Annotated in this window: 16 protein-coding genes, 1 tRNA gene and 1 pseudogene; 10 read left to right on the forward strand and 8 right to left on the reverse strand. The window is 66.2% G+C overall.

Annotated features, from left to right (window positions below; all coding sequences use genetic code 11):
- The first annotated feature begins 42 nt into the window (after positions 1–42).
- Complete coding sequence (locus HRUBRA_RS11030; RefSeq protein WP_035517150.1) at positions 43–594, forward strand: HNH endonuclease; 552 nt, start codon at positions 43–45, stop codon at positions 592–594.
- Between the two features lie 106 nt (positions 595–700).
- On the opposite strand, the gene gcvT is transcribed toward HRUBRA_RS11030, so the two are convergent.
- On the reverse strand, positions 701–1,810 hold the full coding sequence (gene gcvT, locus HRUBRA_RS11035; protein WP_035517153.1) for a glycine cleavage system aminomethyltransferase GcvT: 1,110 nt from the start codon (positions 1,808–1,810) through the stop codon (positions 701–703).
- 157 nt (positions 1,811–1,967) lie between these two features.
- On the opposite strand from gcvT, the gene HRUBRA_RS11040 reads away from it, so the two are divergent.
- Both HRUBRA_RS11040 and HRUBRA_RS11045 read left to right on the forward strand, forming a co-directional pair.
- Entirely contained in the window at positions 1,968–2,483 is a 516-nt protein-coding gene (locus tag HRUBRA_RS11040) for a shikimate kinase (protein ID WP_035517155.1), read from the forward strand.
- Positions 2,484–2,855: 372 nt separating this feature from the next.
- Positions 2,856–3,074, forward strand: a complete 219-nt coding sequence (locus HRUBRA_RS11045; protein ID WP_035517157.1) for a PA3496 family putative envelope integrity protein — start codon at positions 2,856–2,858, stop codon at positions 3,072–3,074.
- Positions 3,075–3,128: 54 nt separating this feature from the next.
- Here the strand turns inward: HRUBRA_RS11045 and HRUBRA_RS11050 are convergent, their stop codons facing one another.
- Together HRUBRA_RS11050 and HRUBRA_RS11055 are read right to left on the reverse strand one after the other, a co-directional pair.
- Positions 3,129–3,965 (reverse strand): hypothetical protein, encoded by an 837-nt coding sequence (locus HRUBRA_RS11050; RefSeq protein ID WP_035517159.1) that lies wholly within the window; start codon positions 3,963–3,965, stop codon positions 3,129–3,131.
- 23 nt (positions 3,966–3,988) lie between these two features.
- The gene (locus HRUBRA_RS11055) at positions 3,989–5,338 is read right to left on the reverse strand and encodes a glutamine synthetase family protein (RefSeq protein ID WP_035517161.1); all 1,350 of its coding nucleotides are present in this window, start codon (positions 5,336–5,338) and stop codon (positions 3,989–3,991) included.
- Between the two features lie 117 nt (positions 5,339–5,455).
- Here HRUBRA_RS11055 and HRUBRA_RS11060 point away from each other — a divergent pair, with 117 nt between their 5' ends.
- Both HRUBRA_RS11060 and epmB read left to right on the forward strand, forming a co-directional pair.
- Positions 5,456–6,745 carry an NAD(P)/FAD-dependent oxidoreductase gene (locus HRUBRA_RS11060; protein WP_035517163.1) on the forward strand — a complete coding sequence of 430 codons (1,290 nt, stop codon included), beginning with the start codon at positions 5,456–5,458 and terminating at the stop codon, positions 6,743–6,745.
- A 9-nt stretch (positions 6,746–6,754) separates the two neighbouring features.
- Positions 6,755–7,780 (forward strand): EF-P beta-lysylation protein EpmB, encoded by a 1,026-nt coding sequence (gene epmB, locus HRUBRA_RS11065; protein WP_052094734.1) that lies wholly within the window; start codon positions 6,755–6,757, stop codon positions 7,778–7,780.
- A gap of 1 nt (position 7,781) precedes the next feature.
- Here the strand turns inward: epmB and HRUBRA_RS11070 are convergent, their stop codons facing one another.
- Complete coding sequence (locus tag HRUBRA_RS11070; RefSeq protein WP_052094735.1) at positions 7,782–8,717, reverse strand: patatin-like phospholipase family protein; 936 nt, start codon at positions 8,715–8,717, stop codon at positions 7,782–7,784.
- A gap of 133 nt (positions 8,718–8,850) precedes the next feature.
- Between HRUBRA_RS11070 and HRUBRA_RS11075 the strand changes: the two genes are divergently transcribed.
- A complete protein-coding gene (locus HRUBRA_RS11075; RefSeq protein ID WP_035517165.1) occupies positions 8,851–10,413 on the forward strand; it encodes a tetratricopeptide repeat protein in 1,563 nt (520 codons plus the stop codon).
- Positions 10,414–10,455: 42 nt separating this feature from the next.
- Here the strand turns inward: HRUBRA_RS11075 and HRUBRA_RS11080 are convergent.
- A tRNA-Pro gene (locus tag HRUBRA_RS11080) sits at positions 10,456–10,532 on the reverse strand.
- Positions 10,533–10,772: 240 nt separating this feature from the next.
- On the opposite strand from HRUBRA_RS11080, the gene HRUBRA_RS11085 reads away from it, so the two are divergent.
- Together HRUBRA_RS11085 and HRUBRA_RS11090 are read left to right on the forward strand one after the other, a co-directional pair.
- Entirely contained in the window at positions 10,773–12,920 is a 2,148-nt protein-coding gene (locus HRUBRA_RS11085) for an adenosylcobalamin-dependent ribonucleoside-diphosphate reductase (protein ID WP_035517167.1), read from the forward strand.
- Positions 12,921–12,942: 22 nt separating this feature from the next.
- Positions 12,943–13,656 carry a TSCPD domain-containing protein gene (locus tag HRUBRA_RS11090; RefSeq protein ID WP_035517170.1) on the forward strand — a complete coding sequence of 238 codons (714 nt, stop codon included), beginning with the start codon at positions 12,943–12,945 and terminating at the stop codon, positions 13,654–13,656.
- Between the two features lie 22 nt (positions 13,657–13,678).
- On the opposite strand, the gene HRUBRA_RS14755 is transcribed toward HRUBRA_RS11090, so the two are convergent.
- Genes HRUBRA_RS14755 through HRUBRA_RS11105 form a run of 3 tightly spaced genes read right to left on the reverse strand, consistent with a single transcriptional unit; the run spans position 13,679 to position 17,563 of the window.
- Positions 13,679–15,466, reverse strand: coding sequence for a tetratricopeptide repeat-containing diguanylate cyclase (locus tag HRUBRA_RS14755; protein ID WP_144244459.1), 1,788 nt, complete (start codon positions 15,464–15,466; stop codon positions 13,679–13,681).
- A gap of 15 nt (positions 15,467–15,481) precedes the next feature.
- Positions 15,482–15,712, reverse strand: a complete 231-nt coding sequence (locus tag HRUBRA_RS11100; protein WP_035517172.1) for a DUF3094 family protein — start codon at positions 15,710–15,712, stop codon at positions 15,482–15,484.
- A gap of 57 nt (positions 15,713–15,769) precedes the next feature.
- Positions 15,770–17,563 carry an acyl-CoA dehydrogenase C-terminal domain-containing protein gene (locus HRUBRA_RS11105; RefSeq protein WP_035517174.1) on the reverse strand — a complete coding sequence of 598 codons (1,794 nt, stop codon included), beginning with the start codon at positions 17,561–17,563 and terminating at the stop codon, positions 15,770–15,772.
- A gap of 288 nt (positions 17,564–17,851) precedes the next feature.
- On the opposite strand from HRUBRA_RS11105, the pseudogene HRUBRA_RS15805 reads away from it, so the two are divergent.
- Together HRUBRA_RS15805 and HRUBRA_RS11110 are read left to right on the forward strand one after the other, a co-directional pair.
- Positions 17,852–18,067 (forward strand): annotated as a pseudogene (locus HRUBRA_RS15805) (double zinc ribbon domain-containing protein); the annotation flags it as partial.
- Positions 18,068–18,100: 33 nt separating this feature from the next.
- On the forward strand, positions 18,101–18,355 hold a 255-nt coding region (locus tag HRUBRA_RS11110), incomplete at its 3' end, for a ComF family protein (protein ID WP_407681018.1).

An 18,355-nucleotide genomic window follows, 5' to 3' on the forward strand; every position in this document is an offset into this window, starting at 1 on the left:
CAATTGCAGTAGCGTTAATCGAACGTCTCTGGATCGCGGCCTATGCAAGCGATACTGAAGCTCGACCTCGCCGGCCAGCCCCGTGGGTGGATGACCCTCCATGAGGCCATTACCGCCTACGCCCGGGGCGCTGTTGTCTATGGCATCGGTGACCTGCTGCCCCCGGTTTTCGGCGGCATCCAGCGCCTGAGCGGTGAGCGGTCCTTCATCGAACTGCAGCCGATTGTTGCCCTGGACGGGCGCGTAACCCAGGGCTTCACACCTCCGCTCTGCAACCGCACCCTGTTTCGCCGGGACGATCACCGCTGCCTCTACTGCGGCAACCGCTTTTCCCGCGGCGAACTGACCCGCGACCATGTACTGCCGGTCTCCCGGGGTGGCTCGGACCGCTGGGAGAACGTCGTCGCCGCGTGCCGGCGCTGTAACTGGCAGAAGGACAACCAGACACCGGAAGAAGCTCACATGCCGCTACTGGCGATCCCCTTCCGGCCGAACTCCTACGAGTGGCACTTTCTTGCGAAGGAACGCATCCTGGCCGATCAGATGGAGTACCTGTCCCGGCAGTTTCGCGCCGAGCGCGACTGGGCGAACTAGGCATCGCCCCTGCCGGGAGCCCTGCCCTGCAGGAGCGGCACGCTCGCGGCGAAAGACCGGGAACCAGCGCCCGCTTGCCACGGGCGCGAAATCACCTCTCTCGGGTTCAGCCGCGGTAATACCGCTGCGGTATAAAAGGCATCGGCGCCACCGTCACCGGCAGGCGCTTGCCGCGGGCCTCGGCTTCCAGCGGCGTGGCATTATCGCTGTACGCGGCGGCCACGTAGCCCATCGCAATGGGTCCGCCGGCGCTCGGCCCGTAGCAGGCCGACGTGATGACGCCTACCTCCTCCCCGGAGTTCGCGAACAGCGGCTGCCCGTCGCGCACCGGGCGCCTGCCCTCCACCCGAAGACCGACCCGCCGCTGCGCCGGCCCCTCTGCCTTGCGATGGAACACGGCGTTGGCGCCGGGAAAACCGCCCTCGCGCTCACCACCAGGACGTCGCGCCTTGCCCACGGACCAGTACAGGCCGGCATCGACGACGTTGGTTTCGGCGTCGAGCTCATGGCCATAGAGACAGAGCCCCGCCTCCAGACGCAGCGAGTCGCGCGCGCCCAGGCCGGCCGGCGCCACGCTCGGCGCCGCGAGCAGGCGGCGCGCAACCGCCTCCGCACTGGCAGCAGGCACGGACAGCTCGAAACCGTCCTCGCCGGTATAGCCGGAGCAGGTAACGTAGCAGGTCGCACCCTCGATCTCGGTCTCCCTGCCGCGCAGGAAAGGCATCCGGGCCAGGTCCGGCGCCAGCGCCGAAAGCACCGCCCGCGCGGCCGGCCCCTGCAGCGCCAGCAGGGCCCGATCGTCGAGCACCGTCAGTTTCTGGCCGGCCAGGCTGGCCTCAAGGTAGGCGAGGTCTTCGGCCTTGCAGGCCGCGTTGACCACCAGGAAGAAACGCTCTTCACTCCAGCGGGTGATAATGAGGTCGTCGCGCACACCCCCCTCCTCATTCGTGAGCAGCGCATAGGTCTGGCCGTTCGCGGCGAGACCCTGCACATCCGCCGGCACCAGGCGTTCGAGGAGCGCCGCGGTCCCGGGCCCTTCGATCACCACCTGCCCCATATGCGAGACGTCAAAGAGCCCGGCCTGTTCCCGCGTGTGCTCGTGCTCGCGGATGATGCCGGCGGGGTACTGCACGGGCATCTCATAGCCGGCAAAAGGCACCATGCGGGCGCCAAGCTCCCGGTGCAGGGCGTCGAGGGGGGTGGTCAAGAGGCTCATGGGCGTTCTCCGGGCAGGCAGGCGCGACACTCTACCCAGCCCGCCGCGTACCGTGCAAGCGGCACGCGGCCCCTACAAGAGAACCGCCTTGCATCCTCTCTTGCCGTGGCCGCGCGGACACGGATAATGCCTCGAGCCAACCACGCCGAGACCCGTCATGCCCCCCATTGACCGCAGCCACCGTACCATCAGCCTCATCGGCATGCCCGGCGCCGGCAAAAGCACTGTCGGCGTCATTCTCGCCAAACGCACGGGGCTTGCCTTCACGGACACGGATCTTGCCATCCAGGTGCGGGAAGGAGAAATCCTCCAGGACATCGTCGACCGTGTAGGCAACCCGCGCTTCCGGGAAATCGAGGAGACCGTGCTGCTCGAGGTGCCCCTGGATGATGCCGTGGTGTCGACCGGTGGCAGCGTCATCTACTCCGATGCAGTCATGCAGCGGCTCCGCACCGCCGGCCCCGTGGTCTTCCTCGAGGCGGACCTCGCCACCCTGGAGGAACGGGTCGCCGCAAACCCTCTGCGCGGCATCGCCCGCGGCGAGGGTCAGAGCTACGCCGACGTGTACGCCGAGCGCTGCCCCCTCTACCAGCGCTACGCCGACATCACCGTTGACGCCACCGCCGGCAGTGCCGACGCCGTGGCGGATGCGATCTTCCGCGCCCTGCCGTGACCAGCCGTGTCCGCGGACGCGTCCGCGACACCCGCTGCACCGGCTTGCGCACCGGCATCCCCGCGCCCGCCGTGCATGACGCGGCCCGGGCGGGGCTGGCACGGGGCTTGCTGAGCTATGGTCGGGCGGCCCGGTCTGCCATGCGCTCAGGGAAGAGCGGCGACAGGGAGGTTGCACGGCACGCGCCAGGGATGGGGCCGGGCCGCCCGGCTTTTAAGCCGCGGCTGGACTGCGACCAGCGCACAGAGACAAGTCGTGAAAAGCGACAGGTCCTGGCGCACAAAGGGCAGAAAAATTCACTTTACTCGGCGGCCACGGTGTCCGATATTCCGCGGAAATCACATGCTGACCGGTGTACCGGGGAGGTCTCTGATGGCTGGGCGCGAACAGGCAACGGACCTGGACGGCAACGACGACGGCTTCGACCCCAACATTGCCGATTACGGCGATGATGACTTCGCGCCGTTGGAAGCGTTCAGCTCCCAGAAGCAGCGCCTCGCCGCCATGCGGCGGCGGGCGGAGCGTCGCCTGGAGGAGAAGCGCCTGCGCGAGGAGCTGGGCGACTACGACCTGGAACTGGACGACGATTAGCGCCCACTTAAGGCGCGTCCCTCGCCGACCGCCACTGGCCGGGCACGCCTCACCTCAGCCCCCGTGAGTGGTCTCGTGCTGCCAGTCGAAGACGTTCAGCTCGATAAAGATAAACGCGAAGAGCCACAGGAAGGCGTCCCAGAAATCCAGGAAATCCCCCGCACAGCCCCAGTAGGCGGCCGCCAGGAACAGCACCCCGTAGACGGCGGCTTTCAGAAACTTGTTGATCCGCATGATGTGATCCGACAGGTTGCCGCGCAGCTGCAGCCGCACCTCCACCTCGAGCAGGATCACCACGAGAATCCAGGCGCCGGCGTTGATCACGTCGGTCCAGGCCAGCCAGCGCGCAGCGTCGAGCACCTGGGGCGCGGCGACAATGCGGAAGTCCCCGATGCGCAGCGGGTCCGCCCCGAGGGCCGCGCAGTTGTCGGCGGCAAGCGGCAGGTATTCATCGAGGTCAACGAGCACAGACCAGCCCTCCGCGGCCCGGGCACAGGCGTCGAAGCCCGCGAGCACGCGGGCGTCCTGCAAGGTGGCGAGCTCGGCCAGGTAGCCGGTGAAAGCGTAGACGATTGCCGCCCCGCAGAGCAGCCGCGTCCAGTGCAGCGCCCGGCGCGTCCACCCGCGGATCTGCTCATCGTCCAGCACCCAGGTCTCGAGCTCGAACAGCAGCAGCAGAATCACCCAGGCCGCCGTGTCGATGGTGGCGGCGAAGACCTGGATCACCTCCCCGAGGGCAAGGCCACCGGTAAAGGTATGCTCGAGGGACAGAAGCTCCTCGCGGAGGAACAGATAGACGTTGCCGCATAAGGCCAGGTAAGTGACGTACTTCACCGCCTGAAAAAGGCGATAGCCACGGCGGCTGTCGAAAAGGCGACCGGTGAGGCTCACGCTAGTGCCCGGACCAGGCCCTGCTACACCTGCAGCAGAAGATGCTCGCGCTCCCAGGAGCTGATGACACGGTTGAACTCCTCAAACTCGTCCAGCTTCACCGCCGTGTAGGCGCGCAGGAACAAATCGCCGAAAAGGTCACAGAGGGCCGGGGTGGCGCGGAGATTGCGCAGGCCCTCTTCCAGGGTTCGCGCCACCTCCACGTCATCTTCGTTGGCCGTACCCGCATGCGGCTCCGTCGGCGTCAGCCCCTCGCGCATGCCGATGAGCCCGCTGGCCAGGCTCGCGGCGATGGCGAGATAGGGGTTGGCATCGGCGCCCGGGAAGCGATTCTCCACCCGGGTGTGGTCAGGCTCGCTGTGCGGGACGCGAAAAGCCGTGGTGCGGTTGTCAAAGCCCCAGTTCAGGTTGATGGGCGCGGAGATGTCCGGCGCCAGGCGCCGGTAGGAGTTCACGTTCGGCGCGTAGAGGCTGATCAGCTCCGGCGTGTAGCGCTGCAGGCCTGCGACATAGCTGAGAATGGCCGGCGTGAAAGCGCCATCGTCCTCGGCAAAAATGTTGCGGCCGGTCTCGGCGTCGAGGACGCTCTGGTGGATGTGCAGGGCGCTGCCCGGCTCGATGCGCATGGGCTTGGCCATGAAGGTGGCGTACATGTTGTGCTTGTGCGCCGTCTCGCGCACCGTACGCTTGAACACAAAAACCTGATCAGCGAGGCTGAGCGGGTCGCCGTGACGGAAGTTGATCTCCAGCTGCGCAGCGCCGTTCTCGTGGATCAGCGTGTCCACGTCGAGCTGCTGTGCGTCGGCGAACTCGTACATGTCCTCCACGAAGTCCTCGAACTCGGCCACCGCGTCGATGCCATAGGACAGCCGGGCGGTCTCCTTGCGACCGGAGCGACCCGCCGGGGGCTCGAGCTCGTAGTCCGAATCGAGGTTGCGGGCGACCAGGTAGAACTCCACCTCCGGCGCCACTACCGGCTTGAGGCCCGCCTCCTGGTAGGCCGCAAGCACCTTGCGCAGGATCGTTCGCGAGGCCAGCGGATGCAGCTGGCCCTTGAGGTTGTAGCAATCGTGGACGATCTGCGCCGTTGGCTCCCGGGCCCAGGGCACCACGCGCAGGGTGCTGACGTCAGGCTTCAGGAGCATGTCCGTATCCGTGGGCTCGACGAACTCCCAGTGCTCGTCGGAGTACTCGCCGGTCACGGTCTGCACGAGAATGCTCTCGGGGAGCTTGGGCAGGCTGTCGTTCAGAAACTGGTGGGCGGGGATGAACTTGCCGCGGGCATTTCCGGTAAGATCCGGGACCAACACCTCGACCTCCGAGATCTGGTGCTGTTTCAGCCAGTCCCGGATGATCTGCTTGTCATCGTTCATACGCGCGTCCACAGGGGGAGTCGGCGGCAGTATCGCAGCACCCTTCACGAGCCGGCAAGTGCAGCTAACCCCGGGGTGGTATGCTTTAGGCGCCTTGTCAGCTGCTAGAGTTTCCCCATGCAAGAAGGCCAACCCCACACCAATTCCTGGTACGCCGCCAGCGCGAACCGCAAGCTCGTCTTCCCTCCCCTGGAGGGAGATCGGGAGGCGGACGTGTGCATCGTCGGCGGCGGCTATACGGGCCTGTCGAGCGCCATACACCTGCGCCGCCTGGGCTACAGCGTCATCCTTCTGGAGGCCCACAAGGTCGGCTGGGGTGCCTCCGGGCGCAACGGCGGCCACGTCGGCACGGGGCAGCGGGTGGACCAGCCCGAGCTCGAGAAGCTGGTGGGCGACGAGCACGCCCGGGCCCTCTGGGACCTTGGTCTCGAGGCCGTGGACACCGTCTGCGGTCTCATCGACGAGTTCGCTATCGACTGTGAACTCAAGACCGGCAATCTGCAGGTCGCCTCCAGCGCCCAGGCCGCAAAGGATCTTGAGGGCGAAGCGGAGCTTCTGGCGCAGAAGTACGGCTACGACCAGCTGCGTTACGTGCCGCCGGCGGAACTGCCCGAGTGGACCTCCGCCCGGGGCATGCACGGCGGCCTCATGGACTACGGCGCCCGGCACCTGCACCCGCTCAACTACGCGCTGGGCCTGGCCGCCGCCGCACAGAGTCTGGGCGCGGAGCTGTTCGAGGACAGCCGCGTCCTCGACTACCGGGAGGACACCGCCGTGCGGGTGCGCACTGCCCGGGGCACGGTGACCGCGCGCTACCTGGTGCTCGGCTGCAACGGCTACCTCGACAAGCTCGAGAAGCGCTGCGCCGGACGCATCATGCCGATCAACAACTATATGCTGGCCACAGAACCCCTGCCGGAAGAGACTGCCCGCCGCCTGATCCGTGACGATGCCTCCATGGCCGATACACGCTTCGTGATCAACTACTGGAAACTGTCGGCGGACAACCGGCTGCTGTTCGGCGGCGGCGAGACCTACTCAAGCAGCTTCCCGAGTGACATCAAAGCCTTTGTCAGACCCTACCTGCTGAAAATCTACCCGGAGCTTGCGAACGTCGCCGTCGAGTACGGCTGGGGGGGGACCCTCGCCATTACCATGAGCCGCCTGCCGGATCTCGGTCGCCTCTCCGGACGCATTTTTTATGCGCACGGCTACTCGGGACACGGCGTGCCCATCGCCAGCCTCGCCGGTAAGGTCCTGGCGGAAGTGATCAGCGGCAGCGCCGAGCGCTTCGATATCATGGCCGGCATGCCCACCCGGCGCTTCCCCGGGGGTACGGTCCTGCGCTTCCCGGGCCTCGTCGCCGGCATGCTGTTCTACAGCCTGCGCGACCGTCTCAGTCGCTGAGCGCTGCTGATGACCGTGGATGTCATCGCGGCCGCCGCCGTCGGAGACTGGCAGGCACAGCTGCGCGCGGCAATCACAAGCCCGGCGCAGCTCGCAGCGGCCCTGGCCCTGGACCCGGCCCACTTTGGCGACAGCGCTGGCGCGGCTGCAGATTTTGCCCTGCGGGTGCCGCAACCCTTCCTCGCCCGCATGCGCCGCGGCGATCCCGACGATCCACTGCTGCGCCAGGTGATGGCCGCCGGCGTCGAGCTGCAGGCGGCGCCCGGCTTTAATGATGACCCGGTCGGCGAGGTAGCCGAGGCCAACCCGCGGCCCGGTATTGTGCGCAAATACGCCGGACGCGCGCTGCTGCTGGTCGCCGGCGGCTGTGCCGTGAACTGCCGTTACTGCTTCCGTCGCCACTTCCCCTACGGCGAAAACGCTCTCAGTCGCGCCGAGTGCGACGCAGCCCTTACCTGGCTTGCCGACGAAGACGATATTGAAGAACTGATTCTCTCCGGCGGCGATCCCCTCCTCGCCGGCGACCGCTACCTCGCCGAACTGGTTGACGCCCTGCACCGGCTGCCGCGGCTGAAGACCCTGCGGGTGCACACGCGGCTGCCGGTGGTGATCCCGGACCGGGTCACCGCCGGTCTTCTCGATGCCCTGGACCGGGATGGTCTGCGAACGGTGCTGGTGCTGCATGCCAATCACGGCAACGAGATCGACAGGGCCGTGCAAGGGGCCTGCGAGCGCCTGCGGGGCCGCGGCATCACGCTCCTTAACCAGGCAGTGCTCCTCGCCGGGGTCAACGACAGCGCGGATGCCCTGGCCGGCCTGTCAGATGCGCTGTGGGACGCCGGCGTCCTGCCCTACTACCTGCACCTGCTCGACCCGGTGCGCGGTGCGGCGCACTTCGCCGTGCCGGACGACAGAGCACAACGGCTGGTGGGCGAGCTGGCCACGCGCAAGCCGGGCTACCTGGTGCCGCGGCTGGTGCGCGAGGTGCCGGGCGCCGCTAGCAAGCGAGAACTGGCGCCCGCCTACCCCGCCTGAATCAGGCCACCGGCGACGGTGTCGCCGGCGGACCCAGCCCGGCGAGGGCCCGGGTAGCTGCCTCGTAGCCGATCTCCGCAAGCTCTTCGCCGCGATCAAACTCGAAGAAGCCACAGGCGCTGCGTGGAATATCCACGGTTACCGTGGGCGCGTAAGTCGCAAGCTTCATGCGTGCAATCTGCCCCTGCATGGTATCGAAGGACTTCGAGAGCAGTTCCATGGCGGAGGGCTGTGGCTCCGTGGGCTCGCTGTCGCCCAGCTGGTCACGGAAGAACTGGGCGATGCGCTCACGGTAGCTTTCGGCGTCGGCATCGGCGCTTTTTTCAACTTTCTCCGCCTTCTCAGCCCGGTGCTGCTGCCGCGCCGTCGCCCCGCGCCGGCTGCCCAGGGCGTTCAGGTTGACGGCAATGGTGGCGTCGGTGGTGTCTGTGAGCGTCGGCGCGATGGGGATGGGATTGACCAGTCCGCCGTCCACCAGCACCCGGCCCTCCTGCATGACGGGCGTGAACACCCCCGGCACGGCGCTGGAGGCGCGGATCGCGCGAAACAGCTCACCGCGGTTCAGCCAGACCTCACGCTGGGCGTTGATGTCCGTCGCAACCGCGACGAAGCCCCGGTCAAGATCTTCAATCTGGCGCTCGCCGAGCAGTTCCCGCAGCACATCGAAGACCCGCTCACCCTTGAACAGGGAATGGCGTGTAAAGGAGACGTCGAGGAGGCGAACCACATCGCGGCGCTCCAGGTGGAAAGCCCAGTCGCTGTAGGTGTCGAGGGCGCCCGCGGCATAGACGCCGCCGATGAGCGCCCCCATGGAGGTACCGGCGATATTGCGTATCGCATAGCCGCGATCCAGCACGGCGCGCACGACGCCGATGTGCGCATGGCCGCGGGCGCCGCCGCTGCCCAGTACAAGACTGACGCTGTGAACTTCCTTCAAACTGCTGGCTCCGGGCTGCTCTGCTGTCAGTATCAGCGCCGCGTCCGGCGCCGGCAAGGCCCTGCGGGCACGGGGCGCCTTCGCGTATACTCCGCCGCTTGAACGTCCGCAGCAAGCAGGCCCGGAGCACCCCATGGCAACGCGACCCCTGAGCATCGACGAGGCCCTGAAAGCCGCTGAAAAAGCCGCCCGGCGAGGCGACGCGGAACAGGCCAAGCGTCTCTACCACCAGATCCTTGCCGGCGCGCCGCAGCACAAGAAGGCCAAAAAGGCCCTGAAGGCCCTCCAGGGAGGGGTCGGTAGCGCGCGGGCACCGCTCAGTGCTGCGGACTTTCAGCGCGTGGAGGCCCTGCGCCGGAGCAACCCGTCCGCCGCCCGCAGCGAAGTTACCCGGCTCTGTCGCCTGCACCCGCAGCAGCCGGCGCTGCACAACTTTCTGGGCGTGCTGCTGAGTGAGGCCGGTGAAGCTGCGGCGGCCGCGGAGGCCTTCCAGCGAGCGCTCACGCTGGAGCCGGGCTTCACCGAAGCCTTGAACAACCTCGCCTCGGTGCTCGGCAGGCTGCGCCGCAACGACGAGGCCCTCGCCTGCTTCGAGGCGCTGCTCGAGCGCATCAAGGACGACCCGGAGCTGCACTTCAACTACGGCAATACGCTGCTGCACGCGGGGCAGCTGCACAAAGCCTGCAGCGCCTTTGCCGAGGCGCTGCAGCTCCGTCCCTTCTACCCACAGGCGCATAACAATCTAGGCAATGCGCTGCAGGCGCTCGGCGAGCGGGACCAGGCCATCGCCAGCTATGAAAATGCGGTGGCGCTGGATCCGGACGCGCTGGACGCCCGGCGCAACCTCGCCAGCGCCCTCTACCGCGCCGAGCGCTACGCGAGCGCGGAGGCGGAATACCGCGCTGTGCTCGAACGGCACCCGGGTGACGCCAGCGCGCAGCTTGGCCTCGCCCTGGCGCTCGCCAACCGGGGGGACACGCCCGCGGCCCGGGCGGCCCTGGAGGCCGTTACTCCCGACAACCCCGGCCATGCCACCGCCAGCCACCTGCTCGCAGCACTGCGCGGTGAGCGCCGGCGCAGCGCGCCGGCGGACTACACCCGGGCCATCTTCGACAGCTATGCCGACCACTTCGAGCAGCACCTTACGGAAGAGCTGGGCTACAGCGGGCCCCGGCAGTTGCGCGAGCTGCTGGAAAAGAGCGGCGGACACGAGCGTTTTGCGCGCTTTCTCGATATCGGCTGCGGCACGGGCCTCGGGGCCGAGACCTTTGCCGATCTCACGGCGAACCGCACGGGGCTGGATCTCGCTGCCGGGATGTTGCGCAAAGCCTCGGAAAAGGGCCTTTACGACAACCTTCGCCAGGGCGACGCGGTCGCTTTTCTTACCCGGGCCGAAGAGAGCTTCGACCTCGTCCTTGCCGCCGACGTGCTGCCCTACTGCGGCGATCTCGCGCCCCTGTTCGGCGCCATCGCCGACCGCCTCGGCCCCGGCGGAGTGTTTCTGTGCACAACAGAGAAGGCGCCGACGGGCGACTACGCGCTCCTGAGCAGCGGGCGTTTTGCCCACGGCGAGGATTACCTACTGGCGACCGCAGCTGCGGCCGGGCTGACCTTGCGGGGCAGGGAGACGGTGCCCCTGCGCCGGGAGCGCGGAGCATGGCTTGAAGGGGGCGCTTACTGCTTCGCGGCCGATTGAATGTCGCGGCTTGCGATGAGGCCGGAAAGGACCGGATGAAAATGGTCGGTGTGGCAGGATTTGAACCTGCGACCCCTTCCTCCCGAAGGAAGTGCGCTACCAGGCTGCGCTACACACCGATGTTCGCGGGAGCGCGATAATAGCAGACCGGGACGGCATCGCCAACGGCAAAGTGGCCTTGCCGCCGCGAGGGAAGTGCCAGCAGCTGTCCACAGCTTGGCCACAGGAAAAAACACTACATATGGTATGCGCTCATTAGAAAAAATCTAAATAAGGGGCCGTGGGGCTTGTCAGGGTCCGCCGTGTCGCGCAGACTGTCCGCTTGTTACGTCACACCGAGCGCAGCGGAGATAACAACCATGGGAGAAGCAGTCCAGGCTTTTACGGCAGGCCCCGACATCGATGTCCAACCGGCCTCGGAGGACATCTGGGACAAGAAGTACCGCCTCAAGGACCGCGCCGGCAACCCCGTCGATGCGGATATTCTCGACACCTACAAGCGGGTTGCCCGGGCCCTGGCCGACGCTGAGCCCACGGAAGAAAAGCAGAAGCAGTGGTTCCAGCGCTTCGTCTGGGCCCTGCAGAACGGCGCCCTGCCGGCCGGCCGGATCATCTCCAACGCCGGTGCCCAGGCCTACAAGCCCGCCACCTCGACCATCAACTGCACGGTGTCCGGATCCATCGTCGATTCCATGGACGACATCCTGAACAAGAACCACGAAGCCGGCATGACCCTGAAAGCCGGCTGCGGCATCGGCTACGAGTTCTCAACGCTGCGTCCGAAGGGTGCTTACGTGAGCGGCGCCGGCGCCTATACCTCCGGGCCCCTGTCCTTCATGGATATCTACGACAAAATGTGCTTCACGGTCTCCTCCGCCGGCGGCCGCCGGGGGGCGCAGATGGCGACCTTCGACATCAACCACCCGGACGTACTCGACTTCATTCGCGCCAAGCGCGAGGACGGCCGCCTGCGCCAGTTCAACTTGAGCCTGCTGATCACCAGCGAATTCATTCATGCAGTGAAGGCCGACGAGCAGTGGCACCTCTCGTTCCCCATGACGGAGAAAGAAGCAACGGATTCCGGCCTCGACCTCAAGGACCCGGAACAGGTGGTCTGGCGCCCGTTCCCGGTGATGAAAGATTACCTCTGCAACGAGCACGGCGAGGTGGCCTGCCGTGTCTACAAGACGCTCCCGGCCCGCCGGCTCTGGGACCTCATCATGTCATCCACCTACGACTTTGCCGAGCCGGGCTTCATCCTCATTGACAAGGTCAACGAGATGAACAACAACTGGTGGACGGAGAGCATCCGCGCCACCAATCCCTGTGGTGAGCAGCCGCTGCCACCCTACGGTTCCTGCCTGCTCGGGTCCGTGAACCTGACCCGGCTGGTACTCGATCCGTTCACAGAGAAGGCACGCTTCGACTGGGAGCGCTACCGCGAGGTGGTTGCCGTCTTCACCCGCATGCTCGACAACGTCGTCGAGATCAACGGCCTGCCCCTCGAGGAGCAGCGCCACGAAATCACCTACAAGCGCCGCCACGGCATGGGTTTCCTCGGCCTGGGCTCCACGCTGACCATGCTCGGCATGCGCTACGGCGACGATGAATCCGTGGCTTTCACGGAGCGGGTCGCCAGGGAAATGGCCATCTCGGGCTGGGAGCAGGCAGCCGAACTCGCCGACGAGAAGGGCCCGGCGCCGATCATGGACGACGAGTTCGTAGTCACCACGGCCATGCTGGACGCCCGCCCGGAGATGGCGCGGGACGGCATCAAAGTGGGCGACAAGGTGCCCGGTCGGGTCCTGCACGCTCGCTACAGCCGCTACATGCAGCGTATGGCAGAGGTTGCGCCGCAGCTCGTGGACCGGCTCGCTGAACAGGGCGCACGCTTCACGCACCACAGTTCCATCGCGCCGACGGGGACGATTTCCCTGTCGCTGGCCAATAACGCCAGTAACGGTATCGAGCCCAGCTTCGCCCACCATTACGCGCGCAACGTGATCCGCGAAGGCCGCAAGACGAAGGAGAAAGTGGACGTCTTCTCCTTTGAGTTGCTCGCGTACCGACAACTTATCAACACCAGAGCCATGCCCTACACGGAAAACGAGGACGAGCAGCTGCCGGGCTACTTCACCGTTGCCGACGATGTGACGCCAAAGCAGCACGTGGACATCCAGGCGGCGGCGCAGAAGTGGGTGGACTCTTCCATCTCCAAGACAGCCAACGTACCCACGGACTACCCCTTCGAGGACTTCAAGGACATCTACCTGTACGCCTACGAAAAGGGACTGAAAGGCTGCACTACCTTCCGCTTCAACCCGGAGGCCTTCCAGGGCGTACTGGTCAAGGACAAGGACCTCGAAAATACCACCTATGAGTTCAAGCTCGAGGACGGCACGACCGTGGAGCTCAGGGGTAATGAGGAGGTGGAATACGACGGCGAGATGCATACCGCCGCCAACCTGTTCGACGCCTTGAAAGAAGGCTACTACGGCAAGTTTTAAGCGCCGGGAGGGCGACCAGACAATGACTACCCGCATCGACAAGAAAATCGTCAGCTATAAGGTCCGAGAGACGCAGGACGAGCAGCAGCCGGCAGAGGCCACCGCCGAAGCCGCCCAACCCGAGAGCAACGTGGTACAGATGCACGAAGCCTTCGTGCGACCGGAACGACTGGTAGGGTCGACCTACAAAATCAAGACGCCGCTCTCCGAGCACGCCATGTACATCACCGTCAATGATGTGATCCTCAACGAGGGCACGGAGCACGAGAGCCGCCGACCCTTCGAGGTGTTCATCAACTCCAAGAACATGGAGCATTTCCAATGGGTGGTGGCGCTGACCCGCCTCATCTCTGCCATCTTCCGCAAGGGCGGTGATGCCACCTTCCTGGTGGAGGAGCTGAAGGCCGTCTTCGACCCGCGGGGCGGCTACTTCAAGAAAGGTGGCGTGTTCATGCCCTCGATCGTCGCCGAGATCGGCTATGCCATCGAGGACCACATGAAGCATATCGGTCTCATCAACTCGGACCTGGATCAGCACCAGCAGCAGTACCTGGAGAAGAAACGGCAGGAGCTGGCTGACGGGGCCAACGACGCAAAAAAGACTGAAGGCGCTGAGGCACAGGACAATCCGTTCCCGCCCAGCGCCAGCCTGTGCATGAAGTGCCACACCAAGGCCGTTGTCCTCATGGACGGCTGTATGACCTGCCTCAACTGCGCGGATTCGAAGTGCGGTTGAACTGACCGGGCCGCGACAGCGCCTAGGCAGGCGCTGTCGCGGCCATGATTCGATCTCTCCCCGCCCGCTTGCCCCGATACATCGCCTCATCCGCCTGACGGATCGCCCGGTCCAGATCCTCACCAACGGACGCAAGGCCAATGGTAAGCGTCACCGGCAGCGGACCGACGCTGGTGTCCACCGGGGCCGCGACAATCGCCTCGCGGACGCGCGCAGCGGCCCGCTCAAGCTCAGCGTAGGACAGGCCCGGGTAGACGATCACAAACTCTTCGCCCCCCCAGCGACAGGCGACGTCCATGTTGCGCACGACACCCGCAATCCGATCGGCCACGGCGCGCAGTACCTCGTCGCCCACCGCGTGGCCGAGGCGGTCGTTAGTGGCTTTGAAGCGGTCAATATCGGCGACCAGGACGCCACAGGACGTCTTTTCCCGCCGACAGCGCGCATGCGCCGCGCCCGCCACATCCTCGAAACCCCGCCGGTTGAGCAGTCCGGTGAGGGCATCGCGGCTGGCGAGCTCGCGGATGCGCACCAGCGCGCGCTCCAGCTCATCATTCTGCTCGCGCAGGATCCCCTTCAAGCGAAGCTGCCTGCGGTAGCTGTAAAAGGCGAGCGCAACCAGGAGGACCGCCAGCAGCAGCCCGGCAGCAAGGGCCAGCAGCAGGCGGTTGCGCGCCGTCAGCCCAGACTGCTGCAGACGGTTGTTCAGCTGGAGAAGCTCGATTTCCTTTTCGGCCCGCTCCACGTCGTGACGCGCCTTGAGCTCTGCCGCAACCGCTTCCCGGCGCCGGTCGAGGCCCTTGCGCCACTCATCAAGCTGCTCGCGGTAATAGGTCGCGGCCGCTTCCGGCCGGCCCTGGGCGAAGGCCAGGTCGCCGAGGCGCTGCAGGAGCTCGCTCATGACAAGGGGCGCCCGGCCCCGCGCGAGGGCCAGTGCCAGCTCATACTGCGCGAGGGCTGCGGCGGGTTCCTCAAGCTCCCGCTTCAAATCCCCGTAGGCCATGTGTACGCCGGCGCGCATGCGCATCGGGAAGCTGTCATCCAGCGCTTCGAGGGCACGCTGGCAGCTCTCCTCGGCAGCGCGACGGTTATCGAGCTTTACCTGGAGATCGCAGAGGTTCGCGATCCGCTCGGTGGCTTCTTGTTCAAGGCCCTGAAGCTCGGCAATCGCGAGCCCCTGACGGTGGAAATCGACGGCCCGGGACAGGTTGCCGAGGTCCCCGACCGCGCTGCCGAGGTTACCAAGGGCGGTCACCTCCAGGCTGTGATCACCGAACTGCCGGGCCAGCGCAAGGGTTTCCTCGTAGTAGCGCCGAGCCTTGAGCGGGTCGCCGGTCCACTGGTAAGCCACTCCCAGGGCGCTGACCAGCAGAGCGCGCACTTCGATGTTGTCATGGCCATCGAGGGCGTCGTTCCCCTGCAGAAAGTGGCCGATGGCCGCCGCCATGCGCCCCTGCTCCGCATCAATAGAGCCGGCTAGAAAGCGTTGCCGGGCCAGAAAGCCGGGCTCATCAAGGGAGGTCGCCACGGCTTCAAGGGCCCGGGCATCTTCGGTGGCAAGCTCGTAGCGGCCCAGGCGCCGGCGGACCGTGCCACGCTCGAAAAGGAGTTCAAAGCGCTCCCGGGCGTCCACCCCCGGCGCCGCAAGGCGGCGGGACAGATCCTCAAGCAGCACCTCGGTGTTTTCCCCGGCGGCGACTGGCGTCGCGGCTGTCGCGAGCGCGACACAGAACAGAAGCAACAGCCCGATCAGGCGGACCATGGCGAGGCCGCAGCGGGTAAACCATCCCCGGAGACGCTGCGGTTTCAAGGCCCTTGTCCCCGGCTAATAAACACCGGCCCAACGGGCCAGGAGCTGGCTGAGCACACTGAAGGTGGTCACCACCACAACGAGCAGAATGAGCAGGCGAAGGGGCTTGAACGGCTTGCGCTCGACGGCGTTAACCCCTTTACTGAGGAACGCGTCAACTCTGGCCTGGTCCTCGGCGGAGAGCTGCGGGCCGGCATCGACGCCGGCCCCGTGCCCGTCATCATCGCGCTGCTGGTCTTCTTCCATAGCGGTATTCTACCCGCCATGACCCGGAGAAGTCGCCCCGAAAGACGGCCTAACCGGTCACAATGCGAACAGGGCCTCGGGCATCGCCATGAGGTTATCCGCGCCGGACTCCAGTGCCGCCCGGTGCGCATCAGCGCGGGGCAGCAGACGCTGGAAGTAAAAACGCGCCGTATGCAGCTTGGCCTCGTAGAAATCCTTGTCGTCCTCACCCGCGGCCAGCTTCGCCTGCGCCACCACAGCCATACGCGCCCAGAAATAACCAAGGGTCACGTAGCCGGCGTACATAAGGTAATCAACAGCGGCGGCGCCCGCCTCGTCGGCGTTGCTCATGGCTTTCTCGCCCACCGCCAGTGACAGCCTCAGCCACTCGTCCTTGTAGCGTCCGAGGGGCTCCAGGAACTCCACCACGGCCTCATCATCATGGGCGGCGATGAACTCACCCACGTGATCCGTGAAGGCCGTGAGCAGCTTGCCACCGGAGCCCAGCACCTTGCGGCCGAGGAGATCCAGGGCCTGGATGCCCGTGGTGCCCTCGTAAAGCATGGCGATGCGGGCATCGCGGACGATCTGCTCCATGCCCCACTCACGGATAAAGCCGTGGCCGCCGTAGATCTGCACCCCGTGGTTCGCCGCCTCGAAACCCGCTTCGGTGACAAAGGCTTTGGCGATGGGAGTAAGCAGAGCCATGAGGTCATCAGCCTGCTTCGCCCGCGTCTCGTCGCCCCGATCGACCACGTCGCCGAGCTGGGCGAGGTAGTACAACATGGCGCGACTGCCCTCGGCGATGGCCTTCTGCGTGAGCAGCATGCGACGCACGTCCGGGTGCACAATGATCGGGTCTGCCGCCCCCTCGGGGTTCTTGGGGCCCGTGAGGCTGCGCATGGCCAGGCGCTCGCGGGCATAGCGCAGGGCACCCTGGTAGGAGAGCTCTGCGTGGGCCAGGCCCTGGATCGCCGTGCCAATGCGCGCGGTGTTCATAAAGGTGAACATCAGGTTGAGGCCACGGTTCGGCTCGCCGATGAGATAGCCGGTGGCACCGTCGAAGTTCATGACGCAGGTGGCCGAGGCCTTGATACCCATTTTCTTCTCGATGGAAGCGCAGTGCACGGCATTGCGCTCGCTGAGGCTGCTGTCTTCGTTCACCGTGAACTTCGGCACCACGAACAGGGAAATGCCCTTGGTGCCTTCCGGGGCATCGGGAAGGCGCGCCAGCACGATATGGACGATGTTCCCGGCCATATCGTGCTCACCGGCGGAGATGAAGATCTTGGTGCCGGTGATCGCGTAGCTGCCATCGGCCTGCGGTTCGGCCCTGGTGCGCAGGAGGCCGAGATCCGAGCCGCACTGGGCTTCCGTCAGGCACATGGTGCCGGTCCACTCGCCGGCGACAAGCTTCGGCAGGTAGCGCGCCTTCTGCTCGTCGCTGCCGTGGGCCTCGAGAGTTTTGATGCAGCCGTGGGACAGGCCCGGGTACATGAGCCAGGACCAGTTGGCGGTGCCGACCATCTCGTTTATCACGATGCCGAGCATGTTCGGCATACCCTGGCCGCCGAACTCGGGGTCCGCCGACAGGGAGGGCCAGCCGTTTTCCACGAACTGCCGGTAGGCGTCGGCGAAGCCCGCGGGGGTCTTCACGCCGTCTTCGGACCAGCTGCAGCCTTCTTCGTCGCCGCTCTGGTTCAGGGGCGAGAGCACGCCCTCGGCAAACTTGGCGCCTTCTTCAATGATCGCTGCCATGAGGTCCGGGGTCGCTTCCTCGTAGCCGGGCAGGGTCTCGTAGACCGCCCCGGAATCCAGCACCTCATCGATGATGAAGCGGATGTCGCGCAGGGGAGCCTTGTACTCGAGCATGGTGTCTTTCCTCCAACAGGACCGCGACGAGGCCGCGGCGATAGCGGACCGGGGCGGCGGCTTGCCACCGGCCGGGTTTCAGCGATACATGTGTTCACCGTTTACATGGGCTGAGATTATAGTCGATCTGCCGCGGAGCGAAAGGTCCCGGCGGGGCTTTTTTGGTCTTCGCAGGGTTTCGGGGCAATCTGCTACTCCCGGGGCGAGCGCGGGATACTTCTCTCAGTCGCTCGCAAGTGATGCAACGCAAGGCGAGCAGGGCCACCGAAGGGCGGCCACACTCATCCCATGGCAAAAACGGCGGCGGCAACAGTGTGGCATGGGACGCGGCGGGCCGCCGGCACACTGGTCGACGGCCTGTTCCCCCACCACTGCGCCCTCTGCGACCGACTGAGCCACCGCTCCCTCGCCCTCTGCGAGGACTGTGAAGACTCCCTTACTTTCAATCGACGGCCGTGCCCCCGCTGCGCACTGCCGGACACCCCAGTGGGCGCGGCCCCCTGCCCGGCCTGTCGAAACGGCCTGGCCCTAGACCGGGTGATCGCCCCGCTCAGCTACGACGCCACGCTCGCCGACCTGGTGGCGCGCTGGAAATACCGCCGCGAACTTGCCCTGACCGCCGTCTTTGCCGACCTCTGGCGCCGCCACGCCCCGGCGCCGGACCGCCCGGACCGGGTGCTGCCGGTTCCCCTGCATTGGCGCCGCCTGTGGTGGCGGGGGTTCAACCAGAGCGAGCGGCTGGCCACCACACTGGCCCGCAGCGACCCGCGCCTGGCCGGCGTACCCGTCGAC

Source organism: Pseudohaliea rubra DSM 19751, from assembly GCF_000764025.1.
Taxonomy (GTDB): Bacteria; Pseudomonadota; Gammaproteobacteria; order Pseudomonadales; family Halieaceae; genus Pseudohaliea; species Pseudohaliea rubra.